Annotated in this window: 20 protein-coding genes; 7 read left to right on the forward strand and 13 right to left on the reverse strand. The window is 65.7% G+C overall.

Features of this window, described 5'->3' with window-relative positions; translation table 11 throughout:
- The 4 genes from U7114_RS18225 to U7114_RS18240 form a co-directional block, all read left to right on the forward strand.
- A partial coding sequence (locus U7114_RS18225) for a hypothetical protein (protein WP_323058139.1) occupies positions 1-588 on the forward strand: 588 nt, incomplete at its 5' end.
- A 140-nt stretch (positions 589-728) separates the two neighbouring features.
- Complete coding sequence (locus U7114_RS18230) at positions 729-1,928, forward strand: YihY/virulence factor BrkB family protein (RefSeq protein WP_323058140.1); 1,200 nt, start codon at positions 729-731, stop codon at positions 1,926-1,928.
- Positions 1,929-2,285: 357 nt separating this feature from the next.
- The gene (locus U7114_RS18235) at positions 2,286-2,543 is read left to right on the forward strand and encodes a hypothetical protein (RefSeq protein WP_323058141.1); all 258 of its coding nucleotides are present in this window, start codon (positions 2,286-2,288) and stop codon (positions 2,541-2,543) included.
- Positions 2,544-2,677: 134 nt separating this feature from the next.
- Complete coding sequence (locus tag U7114_RS18240) at positions 2,678-2,854, forward strand: CsbD family protein (protein ID WP_157239504.1); 177 nt, start codon at positions 2,678-2,680, stop codon at positions 2,852-2,854.
- 72 nt (positions 2,855-2,926) lie between these two features.
- On the opposite strand, the gene U7114_RS18245 is transcribed toward U7114_RS18240, so the two are convergent.
- From U7114_RS18245 to U7114_RS18270, 6 genes are all read right to left on the reverse strand, one after another.
- Positions 2,927-3,646 carry a glycosyltransferase gene (locus tag U7114_RS18245; protein ID WP_323058142.1) on the reverse strand — a complete coding sequence of 240 codons (720 nt, stop codon included), beginning with the start codon at positions 3,644-3,646 and terminating at the stop codon, positions 2,927-2,929.
- A gap of 20 nt (positions 3,647-3,666) precedes the next feature.
- Positions 3,667-5,079 carry a bifunctional PIG-L family deacetylase/class I SAM-dependent methyltransferase gene (locus tag U7114_RS18250; protein ID WP_323058171.1) on the reverse strand — a complete coding sequence of 471 codons (1,413 nt, stop codon included), beginning with the start codon at positions 5,077-5,079 and terminating at the stop codon, positions 3,667-3,669.
- Complete coding sequence (locus tag U7114_RS18255; protein ID WP_323058143.1) at positions 5,073-6,110, reverse strand: acyl-CoA dehydrogenase family protein; 1,038 nt, start codon at positions 6,108-6,110, stop codon at positions 5,073-5,075. The genes U7114_RS18250 and U7114_RS18255 overlap by 7 nt, the downstream gene beginning before the upstream one ends.
- A gap of 119 nt (positions 6,111-6,229) precedes the next feature.
- On the reverse strand, positions 6,230-6,709 hold the full coding sequence (locus U7114_RS18260; protein WP_321215176.1) for a DNA starvation/stationary phase protection protein: 480 nt from the start codon (positions 6,707-6,709) through the stop codon (positions 6,230-6,232).
- 105 nt (positions 6,710-6,814) lie between these two features.
- Entirely contained in the window at positions 6,815-7,492 is a 678-nt protein-coding gene (locus U7114_RS18265) for an O-methyltransferase (RefSeq protein ID WP_157239509.1), read from the reverse strand.
- 71 nt (positions 7,493-7,563) lie between these two features.
- Positions 7,564-7,887 (reverse strand): thiamine-binding protein, encoded by a 324-nt coding sequence (locus U7114_RS18270; protein ID WP_157239511.1) that lies wholly within the window; start codon positions 7,885-7,887, stop codon positions 7,564-7,566.
- Positions 7,888-8,008: 121 nt separating this feature from the next.
- Between U7114_RS18270 and U7114_RS18275 the strand changes: the two genes are divergently transcribed.
- Together U7114_RS18275 and U7114_RS18280 are read left to right on the forward strand one after the other, a co-directional pair.
- Positions 8,009-8,644 carry a TetR/AcrR family transcriptional regulator gene (locus U7114_RS18275; protein ID WP_157239512.1) on the forward strand — a complete coding sequence of 212 codons (636 nt, stop codon included), beginning with the start codon at positions 8,009-8,011 and terminating at the stop codon, positions 8,642-8,644.
- Positions 8,645-8,792: 148 nt separating this feature from the next.
- Positions 8,793-9,017, forward strand: coding sequence for a hypothetical protein (locus U7114_RS18280; protein WP_104996592.1), 225 nt, complete (start codon positions 8,793-8,795; stop codon positions 9,015-9,017).
- Between the two features lie 9 nt (positions 9,018-9,026).
- Here the strand turns inward: U7114_RS18280 and U7114_RS18285 are convergent, their stop codons facing one another.
- From U7114_RS18285 to U7114_RS18305, 5 genes are all read right to left on the reverse strand, one after another.
- Entirely contained in the window at positions 9,027-9,344 is a 318-nt protein-coding gene (locus tag U7114_RS18285) for a hypothetical protein (protein WP_323058144.1), read from the reverse strand.
- A 461-nt stretch (positions 9,345-9,805) separates the two neighbouring features.
- A complete protein-coding gene (locus tag U7114_RS18290) occupies positions 9,806-10,117 on the reverse strand; it encodes an AzlD domain-containing protein (protein ID WP_157239514.1) in 312 nt (103 codons plus the stop codon).
- Positions 10,114-10,914 carry an AzlC family ABC transporter permease gene (locus U7114_RS18295; RefSeq protein WP_323058145.1) on the reverse strand — a complete coding sequence of 267 codons (801 nt, stop codon included), beginning with the start codon at positions 10,912-10,914 and terminating at the stop codon, positions 10,114-10,116. The genes U7114_RS18290 and U7114_RS18295 overlap by 4 nt, the downstream gene beginning before the upstream one ends.
- Positions 10,911-11,360 carry a hypothetical protein gene (locus U7114_RS18300; protein ID WP_321215174.1) on the reverse strand — a complete coding sequence of 150 codons (450 nt, stop codon included), beginning with the start codon at positions 11,358-11,360 and terminating at the stop codon, positions 10,911-10,913. The genes U7114_RS18295 and U7114_RS18300 overlap by 4 nt, the downstream gene beginning before the upstream one ends.
- A gap of 57 nt (positions 11,361-11,417) precedes the next feature.
- Positions 11,418-12,317 (reverse strand): glycerophosphodiester phosphodiesterase, encoded by a 900-nt coding sequence (locus U7114_RS18305; RefSeq protein WP_157239518.1) that lies wholly within the window; start codon positions 12,315-12,317, stop codon positions 11,418-11,420.
- A 49-nt stretch (positions 12,318-12,366) separates the two neighbouring features.
- Here U7114_RS18305 and U7114_RS18310 point away from each other — a divergent pair, with 49 nt between their 5' ends.
- Positions 12,367-13,725, forward strand: a complete 1,359-nt coding sequence (locus U7114_RS18310; protein WP_323058146.1) for a DUF445 domain-containing protein — start codon at positions 12,367-12,369, stop codon at positions 13,723-13,725.
- Between the two features lie 97 nt (positions 13,726-13,822).
- Here U7114_RS18310 and U7114_RS18315 read toward each other — a convergent pair whose 3' ends face one another.
- Together U7114_RS18315 and U7114_RS18320 are read right to left on the reverse strand one after the other, a co-directional pair.
- Positions 13,823-14,572, reverse strand: a complete 750-nt coding sequence (locus U7114_RS18315) for a LamB/YcsF family protein (protein WP_157239522.1) — start codon at positions 14,570-14,572, stop codon at positions 13,823-13,825.
- Positions 14,556-15,368 (reverse strand): hypothetical protein, encoded by an 813-nt coding sequence (locus U7114_RS18320; protein WP_157239524.1) that lies wholly within the window; start codon positions 15,366-15,368, stop codon positions 14,556-14,558. Before U7114_RS18320 ends, U7114_RS18315 begins: the two co-directional genes overlap by 17 nt.
- Between the last annotated feature and the right edge of the window lie 74 nt (positions 15,369-15,442).

The following is a 15,442-nucleotide window of genomic DNA, read 5'->3' on the forward strand; positions in this document are numbered from 1 at the left end:
GTCGCCGACAAAGTCACCCCGTCCAACATCGTCCACCGCCAAACCGACAAAGTAAAAGACGCGGTCACCGGCGTGAAGGAGAAAATCATGGGCACAGCAGACTCAGCCACCAACACCGTCAACGACCGGATGCACTCCGGCGCCGGGCACACCAGCAACGCGATGCACTCCACCGGGGACACCCTGCACGGGGCCAGGGACAACGTGGCCTCCACGCTGTCCGACGCCGGCACCGCGATCTCCAACGCCCCGGACCAGGTCAAAACCAAAACCCAGGGCAACCCCCTGGCCGCCGGCCTGATCGCGTTCGGCGCCGGGATGCTCATCTCCTCCCTGATCCCCGCCAGCGACAAGGAACGCGAGGCAGCCCAGCAGCTCAAGACCGCCGCCGAGCCCCTCGCCACCCAGGTCACCGACGCCGCCAAGGACATGGCCCAGGACCTCAAGGAACCCGCCCAGCAAGCCATGGAAAACGTCAAAGCCACCGCCACCGACGCCGCCCAAAACGTCAAAACCGAAGGCCAACACGCCGCCACCGACGTCAAAGACCGCGCCACCGACGCCGCGGGGAACGTCAAAAACACCTAGGCCAAACACCCAACGGCCCGCCGTGGCACCCGCATGGCAATAGGCGCGCCGCAAAGGCACATAAGCACCACTGACAGGCCGGCCCCGCCAACCCGCGGAGCCGGCCTGTCAGGTTCAGGCCCCAATCGAGAGGACACCCCATGGCCACTCACGACTCTTCCGAAACCAGCACCGCCAAGGCGGGCCAGGCACCGGATCCGGACGACTCCAGGAAGCCGGATAGCCCCAAGGAATTAGACAAGCCAAACTGGAAATACATCGCCAGGAAGACGCTGCGCGAGTTCACCAAGGACCAGTGCCCTGACCTCGCCGCAGCCCTGACCTACTACGCGGTCTTGTCGCTGTTTCCGGCCATCCTGGCGCTTGTGTCCCTGATAGGGCTCTTTGGCGACCCGCAGAAGACCACCAATGCGCTCCTGCAAATCGTCAGCGGTTTTGTCCCGGCCGAGACTGTTGACACGGTAGGCGGGGTGGTGCAAGACCTGGCAAACGCCCCAGCGGCAGGATTCACCCTGGTCATCGGCCTTGCCACCGCACTGTGGTCGGCTTCCGGGTACGTGGGCGCGTTCGGCCGGGCAATGAACCGGGTCTACGAGGTGGATGAAGGCAGGCCCTTCATCAAGCTGCGCGGCACAATGCTGGTGGTCACGCTCCTGGCTGTGGTTATTGTTGCCGTCCTGGCCGGCATGCTGGTGCTCAGCGGCCCGGTGGCAGAGGCCGTCGGCGGCCTGATCGGCCTCAGCGGCGTTTTCCTCACCATCTGGGATATTGCCAAATGGCCGGTCATGATCGCGCTCATCATCGTGATCATTGCGGTCCTCTACTACGCGACCCCCAACGTCAAGCAGCCCAAGTTCAGGTGGATGAGCATGGGCTCGGGCATCGCACTGTTCGTCTTCCTGCTGGCCTCCCTTGGCTTCGGGTTCTACGTGGGCAACTTTGGAAACTACAACAAGACCTATGGCGCCCTTGGCGGCGTCATCGTCATGCTCCTGTGGCTGTGGATCCTGAACATGTCCCTGCTGTTCGGCGCGGAGTTCGATGCCGAAATGGAGCGCGGACGGCAGCTGCAGGCCGGCATTGAGGCGGAGGAAACCATTCAACTGCCGCCGCGGGACACGAAGAAGAGCGAAAAGCTGCAGAAACAGGAAGAGGAAGACATTAAGCACGGCCGCGAGCTCCGCGAGAAGTACAGCGCCGGCAACGGCCAGGACGAGGGCTCCGATGGGCGTGAAGGCAGCGGCAGGAACGATGCCCAGCCTACGGAGCCGCACAGGGAAAGGGTCCGGGACAAAGTCCGGGACCGCGCCCACGGCGGAGAAAGCACCGAGGAGAACTAACGGCAACCGGGCCCCGGCAGGAGCGCTGCCAGGGCGCGCCCCCGGGGGCTAGGCAGGACCTCCAAGATAGGGGAAAATTGATAGCGGAGGTCCTGTTATCTTCCCGGGTTTGGCAAGGTGGCCCGGGGGCAGGCGGGGCCGGCGGCGAGATGGCCTCTTCTGAGACCGAGGCCAGTCCCCCCAGTCGCCGTCGGCCCCCTCGATTTAGTACGCAATCCCTGGCCTGGGTGGACAGCCTAACTGGACAAAGTGTGCCGCCTGCCATACCTTCATGATTATTCTGCAAGGCCTTTCTGGGCCGGGCAGGGCCGCTGAAGCAGAAACGGCGGCATCACGGTCGAACCCGAATGAGCGAACATGCCTGCTACACATTTTGAAGAATTTCTTGCCGAAGCAGTTGTCGCGGACAGGGAACCGGGCCTTGGCCTCGGACGCGATGAGCTGTACGGCCTCTACACCAGTTGGTGTCTGCTCCACAAAGCTTCGCTCCAGCCGCCGGAAGCACTGTGGGCGGCATTGCAGACACACGGAATCAACCCGGACAGCAACAACCTTTCCATGACCGGACCCGCGGCCGCGGACTACATCGTGGCCAGCGCCCCGGACCTGGTCTGAGCATCCCCCGGCTTTGCGGCCAGCAACTGCCTGGCGGATCCAGCCAGCGACCTGTTGAACAACACCCCCGGCTGGCTAGCATGGGAGCATGGCATGCGCATTGCCGCAGGCCACAAGCCGAAGGGAGAAATGCCATGGGTTTGGACGACAAGATTGACAATGCTGCCGAGAAGATGGGCGGCAAAGCCAAGGAAGCAGCTGGTAAGGCAACTGATGACGAAAGCCTCCGGACTGAGGGCCAGATGGACCAGACCAAAGCTGACCTGAAGCAGGCCGGCGAAAAGGTCAAGGACGCATTCCGAAAGGACTAGTCCTGCTGGAAAGGGTCCGCTGCGGAAACGCAGCGGACCCTTTCCGTTTAAGCCGTCCAGTCCCGCGCTGGCCTAATTCTCCGGCGCCAGTGCGATGTCCATGCCGAGCGTGCGCAGGTAGGCGCCGAACCCCTGCGGGGCCCGTGCCTGTGTCCGGCCCGAGGTCCGCACCCTGACGGTGTCAGTGGCCCTTACGTCAAACCCCTTCTCCCGCAGCCGCGCCGCCAGCACCCGGTCCTCATGTGCGAGGTGCCGCGGGAACCCGCCGGCCTGAAGGTAGGCCGAGCCGCGGATGCCGAAATTTGCTCCGAACACATGCGGATGGTCTTCCGCGAACGGGTGCATGGACTCCCAGCGGCTTAGCACGTCCGGCGTAACACCCGCAGGATCCACTTCCACGGACCCGAGGACCGCATCGGCCCCCGTCGCAGCTATCTCCAGTTGACCCACCAGCCAGTTGCGCGGAACAACCGAATCGGCATCAGTATTGGCCAGCCACAGTCCTGCCGCGGCCTCAGGACTGTCGTCGCTTAAAGCGCCGAGCACCTGCCAGATCCCGGCACGCCTGCTCCGTCCGACGCTGCGGAAGGCGACCGGCACGGCAGAAAAACAGCTGTTCCTGGCAGTGAAGGTGGCTGCAATGGCAGCAGAACCATCGGTGCAGGAGTCAAGGACCACAAGTACCCGCACGCCAGTTCCAGGCTGGGCCAGCTGCAGTCTCGAAGCGGCGGCCTCCACGCCGGTGAGGGCGGCGTCCAGGTGGTCTTCCTCATTGTGAACCGGGACTACCACGGCCACCCTCTCAACCGGCGTCAAGGGGCAGGCACCGAGGCGTTGGGCGCTATCAGGGTTTCCAGCAGGAAGTCGCGTTCCCGGTACAGGCCGGCAGTGGGCCACGCCAAACGGTCCCGTACCCGCGTGTGGACCCTTTCGCCGTCGAGCTCCCAGCCTGAGATGGGATGCCGCCAGTGGCACAGCACCAGGGCGGCGCCCGGCACAACGGATTCCCTGATCCTTTCGAGCAGCACATCGAGCTCATCGGCGGCGAGGTAATACCCCACCTCGGATATCACCACAAGGTCATAGCTTCCGTCGGGCCACTCACCGGGAAGCGTCAGTTGCCTGGCTGCTACTCCCGGGAAAGGGGCCAGGCGTTCAGCTGCCTGTTCCAGGGCGGCGCCGCTGGCATCGACGGCCAGCAGGTTCGTACACCGTGCAGCAAGATCGGCTGTCAGCATCCCGATGGAGCAGCCGAGCTCCAGCCCGGAGGCATAGTGTTCGGCGGGCAGCGCTGCCAACGTCAGCGCGCGTTTCCGCCGCTCGTACCAGCTGGTGGTGTAGTGCCAGGGGTCCGGTTCCCTGGAGTGGACACCGTCAAAGATGCGTTGGGCGTCCTTGCTGGTATGGGGCGCCTTTCCGGTGCCGGGGGCATCCTTCTTTCCGGCCGGAAACTCCTGCGGAGCAGTCCAGGCGAAAGTCTCAAAGGGCCGGGAGAAATGGCGCAGGAAGGACTCATCCAGGAGGACTTCGTCGCCGGGATGCGGCGAAAGGGGCCTCGTCTGGCTGGTGTGCTCCTGCAGGGCCCGCGCCTTTAAGGACTCTTCGCCCGGTTCTAATGGCAGCCGTACCCAGGACTGCCAGTCGGAGTGCCCGGGCCCGGCCCAGTGCCAGTACCAGATGGGGTACTCCAGCAGGGCATAACCGCCGTCGGCAGCAACAGCAGCGGCGGCGGCGCCCAGGGCATCGTGGTCTCCGTGCCCGTCGGCCCGGTAGGGCGCAACAATGGCGAGCCGGCCCGCAGGGCCGGCCAGCCCCGCCGCCGCCTCACTGACACAGCGGGTGATGGCCCCGGCGTGCTCCGCCAGGCCGCTGTCCGGCAGGCCATGGTAGCGCCAGCGGTCTTTGAGTCCCAGGGATTCGAGGGCAGCTGCGAACTCTGCCAGGCGGATGGCGGTCAGATCTGCCCGGGAGACGGTGGTGGAGGCGGGATGTGAGGCCTCCCCTGCCGTGAACAACAGCACCTCCACCTCTGCGCCGAGTGTTTGCAGCCGTGCCAGCAGGCCGCCTGCTCCGAGCGTCTCGTCGTCCGGGTGGGCGGCCAGGACCAGGAACTTCATGGCGGCCAGCTCCTGCGGACCCAGCGGAAGTTCCGCAAGGACCGCGAGTCCCGCGCCCGCCCAGGCTGACTCGTCGGTCCCCTCGTCCGTGTGCAGGAAGGTCACCACCACGCGTCACCCTTCAGGGCCAAGGTGCCCAGCTGGGCGTCGTCGCGCATGCCATGGTGCTGGCGGACGTACAGTGCCAGGTCGGCCGTCCGCTTGGCATACTTCTCGTCGAAGGCCAGCGGGGCCGGGCCCCGGTTGCTGCCGACCACCGACAAGACGCGTTCGACGGCGGCGGCACAGGTTCCGCGCACCCGCAGCGCATCGCTCCACGCCGATGCCTGCCCGGCAGTACCCTGCCCGGCAGTTCCCTGTTCCAGGGAGTCCCGTTCCCGGCGGTCAATGCGCTCCGCCGTTCCTGCCAAATACTGCAGTGTGGAGGTAAGGAGGCGGTCCAGTTCGCCGAGTGAGGCAAGCGCAATCTGGTCAGGCTCCCGGCCTGAAAGAATTCCGGCATGCAGGGAATCCCGGTAATCCCGGGCAATGCCCACAGCTCCGCCAAGCCAGCACGCGGCCACCCCCATGCCGCCCCAGGCAAACCCGGGCCTGCTGAAATACCAGTTGGTTCCCTGCAACGGCTCAGCGTGGACCCTGTCGAACCGCACCGGCCCGCTGGGAATTTCCCGCAAACCCCGTGCCACCCACGCCGGTTCCCCGCAGGTCACGCCGGGGTGGCGCAGGTCCACTGCAAAGGCCGCCCGGCCGCCGTCGTCCGTGTGGGCCGTGACCACCGCGTGGTCAAGCAGCGGGGCCAAAGAGCACCAGGGCTTGGACCCGGTGAGGAAAACCGAGGAACCCTTGGCTTCCGCCTTGAGCCGGAAGCCTTGACCTTCCGCGGCGAATACACCCCACGTCCCCGTGGCATGGGCAGGATCATGGCCCGCCTGCGCAAGGATGGCCAACGCATCCAGGTGCGGCTCGAAGACGCGGGCAGCAGCGACGTCAATGGCGGCCACCGTTGCCAGGAGCTCCCAGAGAAGCCCGGTATTGCCTTCGCCGGGCCGCGGCCATTCCTTCCCGGCGTCGCGGGCCAAAGCAAGCAACGCGGGGACGTCGCCGACGGCCGAGGAGACGGCCTGGAACAAGGCATCCACGCCGCCAGGCCGTACCCCGTTCGCGGACAGCCGGACCAGTGTGTGTGGGCTGGCCGGCGCGTTACCGGCCGGTGATGGGCTGTGTTCTTCGGAGAGTTCCGGCATCGGGGCGGCGGCGCCTACTTGCCTGCCGGCTCGGTGACGGATGCCGTGGCCGCCATGGTCTCGGCGTTGACCATCCACGCAAGCTGCTCCAGCCGCTCGATGGCCGCGTGGAGCAGGTCCGCGCTGGTGGGATCCTCCTCATCCACTTCATCATGGACATCCCGCATGGTCTGGACCGTACGCTCCAGCCTGGCCGTAATGAGCTTGACCGTCTCTTTCGTGGAGGTCAGCCCTGCGGGAAATTCGTCCAGCCGGCTGCCGGCCGAGACAGTGCTGCTGCGGCCATCCGGAAGGGCGTGCAGGGCGCGCATGCGTTCAGCAGCCTGGTCGGCGAAGAGCCGGGCAGCGGCAATAATCTCGTCAAGCTGCAGGTGCAGGTCACGGAAATTCGTGCCCACAACGTTCCAGTGGGCTTGCTTTCCCTGCAGGTGCAGTTCGATGAGATCGGTAAGCACCGTCTGCAGATTGCCGGCCAGGGTGGGTGACGCTTTCATCAGTTTCCTCCGCTGCTGCTCTCTGTCCGGCCGAACTCCAGCCGAAAATTCATTCTAAGCATACTTAGCAGTTCCAGCATCGAGCGCGGCAAAATGAGCACAGCGCTACCGGATGCGGGCCAGCGCGAATCCGTCCCAGCCTTTCGAGCCCACCGTCTGGATAACAGTGGCATCGAGCCGGGGATGCTCGCCGAGGAGTTTCAGCGCGTCGATGATTCCCGGCGCGTTGACCGGGTCCATCCCGGGGTCAAGGATGGCTCCCTCCCACACGGTATTGTCCAGCACCACCGTGGACCCGGGCCGGCCCAGCCGGACGGCCCAGTCCAGGTAACCGCTGTTGTTCTCCTTGTCCGCATCGATGAAGATGAAATCGAATGGTTCCCGGGCTTCTTCCTCAAGTGCGGCCAGCGTTTCCAGCGCGGGTCCCAGCCGGATTTCGACCTTTTCCCCCAGGCCGGCGGCGTCGATGTTGGCCCAGGCAACCTCTGCATGCTTGGGCAGGAACTCGCAGGTGACCAGGCTGCCGCCGTCGGGAAGGCCCCGGCCCATCCAAATCGTGCTGTAGCCGGCGAGGGTGCCGATTTCGAGCACGCGGCGGGCGCCGGAGATCTGGACCAGGAGCTTGAGCAGCTTTCCGGCGTTGGGAGCCACTTCGATGGCGGGCATGCCGGCCTCTTCGGCGGAGCGAATGGCCTGCTGCAGGGCGGAATCCGGACGGACGACGACGTCGGACAGGTATTCTTCAGCCGCAATCCACTCTGGCCGGGGCTTGTGCTCGAACATTGCCACAGTCTGGCACGGGCCCGCGCCGGGGTCCAGAGCAAAAGGCCGACGGCGGATGCGGCCGCCGCGGGTCAGGAACCGTCAGCGAGCGCTTCTTCCAGTCGGTCCACTTTTGCCGTCAGCTCACCGGTGTAGCCGGGCCGGATATCGGCCTTGATGACCAGGGACACCCTGCTTCCGTACCGTCCCACTGCCTCGGTGGCCCGCTTCACTACGTCAAAAACTTCGTCCCATTCGCCTTCGATGGTGGTGAACATCGAATCCGTCTTGTTGGGAAGCCCCGATTCCCGGACGATCCTGACGGCGGCCGCAACGGCGTCGTGCACTGAAGCATCGGAGGGACGGGAACCTTCGCTGGGCGCGCCGGAGGGGGCAACAGAAAACGCAAGCAACATGGTGCCAGTGTGCCATGCATCCTGCAGGGCTGCAGGGGGAAACGGGTGGCCTGGCGCGTCACATAACCCACTACCCTCCAGTAACAGTGAACGCCGAAAGCTCCATTGCTAACCTTTTCGCATGAGCCTCGCAGTCGTCCGCAAGCCGCTCCGCGCCGACGCAGCGCGGAACGTGGACAAGATCATCACAGCGGCGCGCCAGTGCTTCCGCGAGTATGGCCCCGAAGTACCGCTGCAGACCATCGCGGCAACGGCGGGAGTGGGCCCGGCCACCCTCTTCCGGAACTTCGCTGACAAGGAAGAGCTGGTCCTCGCCGCGCTCAACCGGCAGCTGCGCCTGACAGTGGACCCCGTGATCGACGACGCCCTGGCCAATATCGACGCGACCGCCGGACTGCTGCGGGTCCTCGAGGCCCTGATGGCTGCTGCCAGCGCTGATGCCAACCTGCTGGGCGCCGTCGCGGGCCGTCGTGAGCTCCTGACCGGCATTACGGGCTCACTCATGGAATCAATCAGCGTGTTGCTGGTGCGCGGGCAGGGCCAGGGAAGCCTGCGTGCGGACATCTCCATGACCGACATGTTCCGGCTGCTCGCAATGCTCATTGGCGTAGTGGACACCATGGAGCCAGGGTCCGACGCCTGGCGCCGGCCGCTGGCCCTGATCGAGGATGCCATCCGCACGTCCCGGCCGTCCCGGCCGCTTCCGGCGCATGTGCCAGTCCCGCCGTCTCCCCTGGCGGAGACCCAGCCGGGCTAGCAATCCACTGAACGGCAACCCCATTGTGGGCGTCCTGAGGGTGCCACTAGACTTCAGAAAGGGTTACGCAGCCAGCCCTCTGTGTCTTGATTTTGGAGTGACGCATGCAGCAATCCAAGTACCTCCCCCGGGCAACGGCCGCACTAAGATGAACAGCTCAAAGCTGAACCTTTACCTCAATGATCCCCGCGGGCCGGAGGAAATCCTCCCCACGATGACCGCGGAAGAACTGGCACACCTGCTGGATGCCCTCTACCAGAACCTGGACACGCCCGAGCCCGAATTTGGTGTGGAGACCTGGTATGAGATGGCTGTCGAAGAATGCAGCCGCAGGGCCGGCTCGCCTGACGGCGAAGCCCACGGGGTGGCCTGACCCTATGCCTTAGTGGTGCCCGTGGTGTTCGTTGGGAACATGGTCCTTGGCTTCCATCAGGTGCTGCTGCAGCTTTTCCTCCGCGTCCCTGCGGCGCCGTGCAGTATCGCGCATCTCCCTGGAACCTTCGGAACCGCTTGGATCAAGGTAGCCCTGCCGCGGCTTCCCGTGCCGCTCCGGTGCGTGCACGTCGGGTCCTGGTTTTGCGGCCGTCTTCTTCGCGGCCTCCCGGGCATCGGCCTCCCGGGAATCAGTGTCCCGGGCTGCGCCGCCGTCAGCACCTTGGCCATGCTCCGGACGTGACTGATCGTTCATGTCGTCATTCATGTCGGTTCCTCCTTCATGGCCGCCGCAGTGGAATGCGGCCTGGTTCCAGTCCACCATAGACGGGACCCAGGGATCACGGCCTGCTATTCGCCGGGATCCCCCCTGCCCCGAAGCTCCTGGCGCACCAGTGCCTGCAGTGCCGGAATTTGGGATGCGGGATCAAGCTCAAATGACTTCCACAGGCTCCGGGAGAGGGACTCCAGGTCCTCGGCCGGAACATCCGACAGGCCGGAAAAGCGCGTAAAGAAGCGTTTGGCAGGCAGTCCAGCCCGTCGTCGAACGTTTGCCTGGTGAGGACGCCCGGCTCTTTCCCCGGCCGCGTGCAGCTGATTTTCCATGGCCGCCATTCATCTGAAGATCCCATGGCCAACTGCATAGCCGCTTTTATAGTACAACCGGGAAAGCACAACGTGAGTGATCTTCACCACATCGCAACATGGGCTTCCGGAGGGGGCGCCCGCTCAATTCCAGCCGAGGATCCTCAAGAGCGCAGCCGTGCCCGCTCCGGCCAGCACCACCACCAGGAACGGCGCCCGGAGCGCCAGGGCTACGGCGGCAGCCGCGAGTGCTCCCAGCCTTGCGTCAGCAACCAGCGACTGGCCGGTCGCGAAAGTATTCACCACGGTCAGGGATGCCAGCAATCCGATGGTCATGGTGCCGGCCACACGGGACATCCTCGGATCTTCAAGCAGCCGGGCCGGGACAAAGTAGCCCACCAGCTTCCAGGCGTAGGCCAGGGCGCACGCAATCAGGAGCCAGATCCAGAGACTCATTCGGCTGTCCCCTGTCCTGTCTCCTTCGCGCGGGCCCGGCCTTCATGCGGGCCCGCGAGGGGGCTGCTGCCCCTGCCGCCATGCCGGTGGCGTTCCCGGTAGGGGTCGACATCCGGCTCCAGGCCTTCATCACTGCGGCCGTGGCTGAACCAGCCGATCACGGCAGCCACCACCGCCGCCGCGAGGATTGGGACGCCCGCAGGGACAAAGGGAACGGCGATCACGGTGGCCACGGCGCACACAACGGCGATGGCAACGGGCTCGCGTCCCTTGAGCCGCGGCCACAGCAGGCCAAGGAATGCAGCCACCGCTGCGCCGTCCAGTCCCCACTGTTTTGGATCGCCCAGGCCGCTGCCGGCGAGCGCACCGACGGCGGTGAACAGGTTCCACAGCACGTAGATTCCGATGCCCGCAGCCCAGAACCCGCGGCGCTGTTCAGCGGGGTCCGCCTGGCCGGAGCTTGTGGCCGTGGATTCATCGATGGTCAACTGGGCGGCCACATACTTGCGCCAGCCCGTGGGGTGCAGGAGGGCGTTCAACTGCATGCCGTAGATCCCGTTGCGCATTCCCAGGAGCGTGGCAGCGCTCATGGCCGCGATGCCGGAGCCGCCGCCCGCCACCACACCGATGAAAGCGAACTGCGAGCCGCCGCTGAACAGCAGCAGGCTCAAGGCCATGGTTTGCCAGAAGTTGAGCCCTGACGTGACCGAGAGCGCGCCGAAGGAAACGCCGTACAGGCCGGTGGCGATACTGATGGAGATGCCCATCCGCACTGCCGGGGATGCCAGCAGCGTCACAGGCCCGCCCCCACGGCGGGCTTCCGCAGGCTCCAAGCCCACGCAATGAGCGGCGCCTGAAGCGGAAGCCGCACACTGTGCACCTTCCGCTGCGCCCGGGTTCCCCGCGGCCCGTATGCCCGGCGGAGGGCGTCGACATGCCCCGCGAGGAACGCAGCGAACATCATGGTGGTGGCCGTGGCGGTTGCCTTTCGTGTTCCAGGGACCAGGATTCCGACGGCGGCTGCCAGCTCCAGCAGGCCGCTCACCGCGATCCATTCCTCCCTCGAAAGGAGGGCGAAGGGCCGCGAGGGCGCAGCGCCGTCGTCACGGCACAGGTAATCGGGCACCACCTGGCGGTAGAAGCCGGGGTCGCGGAAGTGCTTCATGGCGCTGGCCAGGAGCAGTGCGCTCATGGCTGCAGCAGAAAGGTGTTGGGCGGCCCGGCCGGAGCGGGGAAGAGGCATGGTTCAACTCAATCACAGCACCGCCGGAAGCGCCGAAACCATCCCGCGGCCGGGAACTTACCTGCCCTGGGGCGAGGCAAGCTCCAGTTGGCTGAGGACACGGGCGGGCACATTGGTGGTGATCTCCTGGATGCCCAGTCCTGTGCACAGCGCCACATCCTGTTCCGTGTCCACCGTCCATACCCGGAAGCGCCGGCCGGCGGCGAGCCAGCGTTGGACGGACGCCGGGTGCCGGCGCACGTACTCGATTCCGGGCCCGGCCATACCCACCTCGCCAAGGTCCAGGATCCGCTCACCTTCCAGCTGGGCGGCCTTCATCAGGTTGGCAATTGCACCGCCGGTTATCACGCCGAAGCCCAGGCCCGCGCGGATTACCCGGATGTCCACATCGTCCACCAGCTGGCAGACGAATTCAGGGGGAACCGAGTGGAGCAACTGCCGCACTGAGTCCGGGCTGAAACTCATGAACGTCACTGACACGTTGTCCAGCGAAGAGGTCAGTGGATCCCAGCCCTCGTCCCGCAGTACTTCCAGGACCCTGTCTTCGAGCTTGAGCTGGTACGGGCTGGGGTGCTTGAGTTCGATGGCCAGCTTCACCGGCCGGCCGGCGCCCCGGAGGATCTCGAGCAGTTCGGGCAGGGTCAGGAACTGCTCGGACAGCGCCCCGTACGTTTCGGGAATACGCACGCCCTTCCATGACGAGAAATCCAGGTGCCTCAGTTCCCGCAGCGTGCGTTCGGCGACGGGCCCGGTTCCGTCCGAGGTGCGGTCCAGGTTGGCGTCGTGCAGGAGGACAACGTGCTGGTCACGCGTGAGGTGGACATCGCACTCCACACCGTCGGCGCCGTCTGCCAGCGCCTGCAGATAGGCGGCACGGGTGTGTTCGGCGAAGGCGGCGCTGGAACCGCGGTGGGCAAAGACCGTGGGCCGCTGCGGCCCGGACTCGTCACTGGTCATGGAGACACGGTAGCCGACCCGGCGCGAACCGCGGGGCTAGGCTTGGCACATGCAGGTGAACTCTGAGCCAACTACCCGGGAAGCACCCACCGGGCCAGCGCCTTCCGCCGTGCCCGACCCGAAGGGCCGCCCGAAGGTGCGTGCCGCCGTCGTCCATCACCTCAGCCCTGGCGACGCCGAAAAGGCGGCAGCGCTGCGGAGGATGAAGCTGGTGGCGCTCGGGCTGCTGGTGGTGATGGCGGTGATTTTTGTCTTCGCTTTCGCGCTGCAGAAGGAGTATCCGTGGCTGCAGTACGTGCGGGCCGCAGCCGAGGGCGGCATGGTGGGCGCGCTGGCTGACTGGTTCGCCGTTACCGCACTGTTCAAGTACCCCATGGGCATCAAGATCCCGCACACCGCCATCATCCCGCGCCGGAAGGACCAGATCGGCGCCTCGCTGGGCGAATTCGTGGAGACAAACTTCCTCTCCGAGCAGGTGGTCCAGGAGAAGCTGGCCAGCGTCAACATTGCCCGCCGGGCCGGGGAATGGCTTGCCACGCCGGCCGGCGCAGACAGGGTAGCCAAGGAGGGCGCCGCCCTGATCCGGGGTATTTTCAAGGTTTTGAACGACGACGACGTCCAGGCGGTCATCGAGGGAATGGTGCGCAAGCACCTGCTGGCTCCGCCGTGGGGACCTCCCGTGGGGAAGATGGCGGAGCGGATTTTCCACGACGGGCACCACCACAAGCTGGTGGACCTGCTGGTGGACCGGGCCGCCGACTGGGTGGATGACAACCACGATACTGTCACCCACCTGGTGTCTGACCGCTCCCCCACATGGGTGCCGCAGTTCGTGGACGGACTGGTGGGCGACAAGGTCTACGTGGAGATCCTGAAGTTCGTGCGCGCGGTGCAGGCCGACCCGAACCACCAGGTAAGGCAGTCCATCGACAAGTACCTCAACGACCTCGCGCAGGACCTGCAGCACGATCCGGCAATGATTGCCCGCGCCGAGGACATCAAGGCCCAGGTCCTGGGCGATCCCGAGGTGCGCGAACTCGCCTCCCGCACGTGGGGCACCGTGAAGAGCGCCCTCCTGGGTGCGGTGGATGATCCCGACAGCGAACTGACCATCAAGTTCAAGGCTGCGGTCCGCGACTTCGGCTCCCGGCTGGTCAGCGACCCCGAGCTCGCCGGGAAGGTGAACACCTGGATCGGCGACGCCGCCGGCTACCTCGTGCGGACGTACCGCTCCGACATCGCCGGAGTGATTACCGATACCGTGGCCCGCTGGGATGCGGAGGAAACCTCGCAAAAGATCGAACTCCAGGTGGGCAAGGACCTGCAGTTCATCCGGATCAACGGCACCGTGGTGGGGTCGCTGGCCGGGCTGGCAATTTTTACTGTGGCGCACCTGATATTTGGGTAGGCCACAGACCGTTTCGAAGCAACGCGAGGTCACTTAGTACCCGATAAACGGCCCCGCACCGGCCAAAAGTGACCCCGCGTTGCTTTTAGGACGCAGGCTAGGCGAACGACTCCAGCTCCACGCCGGCCGCTTCGAGCCCGGCCCGGACTGCGGCAGCCATCCCAACGGCTCCCGGAGTATCACCGTGAATGCACAGGGAATCCGGCCGGACCTGCACAACGCTGCCATCCAGGGCCACTACTTCCCCCTTGGTCGCAAGGCGCACGGCCCGCTCGACGATCGCGTCGACGTCGTGCAGCACGGCACCTTCCTGTGAGCGCGGCACCAGCGTTCCGTCGGCAAGGTAGGCTCGGTCCGCAAAGGCCTCGACAAACACCGGGTGGCCGGCCTCCTTCGCCTGCTTCAGCAGCTCAGATCCCGGCAGCCCAAGGATGGGAAGGCCGGGATCGTAGGCGTTCACGGCGGCCACAACAGCGGAAGCCTGTTCCGCGTCGCGCACCAGCCGGTTGTACAGCGCTCCGTGCGGCTTCACATAGTCCACGGACGCACCCACGGCGTGGGCAACGCCGTCGAGCGCCCCCAACTGGTACAGGACGTCGCCGAACAGCTCGTCGAAGCTCATGTCCAGCGAGCGGCGGCCGAAGCCTGCCAGATCCCGGTACCCCACGTGCGCGCCGACCGTGACATCCAGTTCGTAGGCAGCCCTGCAGCTGTCCAGCATGGTGACGGGGTCTCCGGCGTGGAAACCGCAGGCCACATTGGCGCTGGTGACCAGCTGGAACATGGAGGCGTCGTCCCCCATCTTCCATGAACCGAACGATTCGCCAAGGTCAGCGTTGAGATCCAAAAGTGTTGCCTTCCAGCTTTTTGTTGTCCTGTGCCGCGGCCGCAGCGGTGAGCTCTCCGGGGATGGTGTCCGGCATGGGGCCAAACGCCTCCTTGGCGTTGGCCACCACAGCGCGCCCCATGATGAGGTTACCGGCTCCGCCCACCACAGCACCTATGCCAAACGGCAGGGCCCGGCCGAAGAGCGCGGACCCCTGGCGCTTGAGGAGGTTCTTGAGGAAAGCCTTTTGGATCCTGCTCCGGATGCTGCCGAAGCCCGGCACTGCCATCGACTTGGAAAGGACATTGCCCCAGGCCTTGTTGGCGTTCATTTCCCTTCCGGCCGCCTGGCCGCTGAGCGTCCCAAGCAGGGCAGTCCCCTCCTCGCCCAACATGATGGCCATGACCATGGTGCTGGCCTTCTCGGGGTTGGTCAGCCGGATCCCGTGCAGTTCCGCAAGGGAGGTGGAGTAGAGGGCCGTCGCCTCCAGGAACCCCACGGTGGCGGCGGCAGAGAGCCCAAGGGACGCCACCGTCCCGACACCGGGCACCACGGCGGTTGCGCCCACCAGCGCGCCGCCGCCGGTGACGGCGCGGAGGTAGTCGCGCTCCAGGATGTCAGCCAGCTGCGCGGCCGTGGCCCGGGGGTGCTTCCTCTGCAGCCGGCGGATGTACGCCACCACCAGGGGGCGCTGGATCTCCACCGCCCTGAGGAGCATGTTGTGGACACCGGGCTTGGGCTTGCCGTCGGCATCGAATACCGCGTTGTGGGCAGTTTCCTGCGCGATTCGTACTGCGGGGTTGCTGCGCGTAGCCATGGTCACCTCTGTTTGTCTCGCCGGCGGGCCGATGCCGGAATCGCTAATACTAAGGTTGCTTAACATTAGGCTAC

The organism is Pseudarthrobacter sp. C1, from assembly GCF_034720455.1.
Classification (GTDB): Bacteria; Actinomycetota; Actinomycetes; order Actinomycetales; family Micrococcaceae; genus Arthrobacter.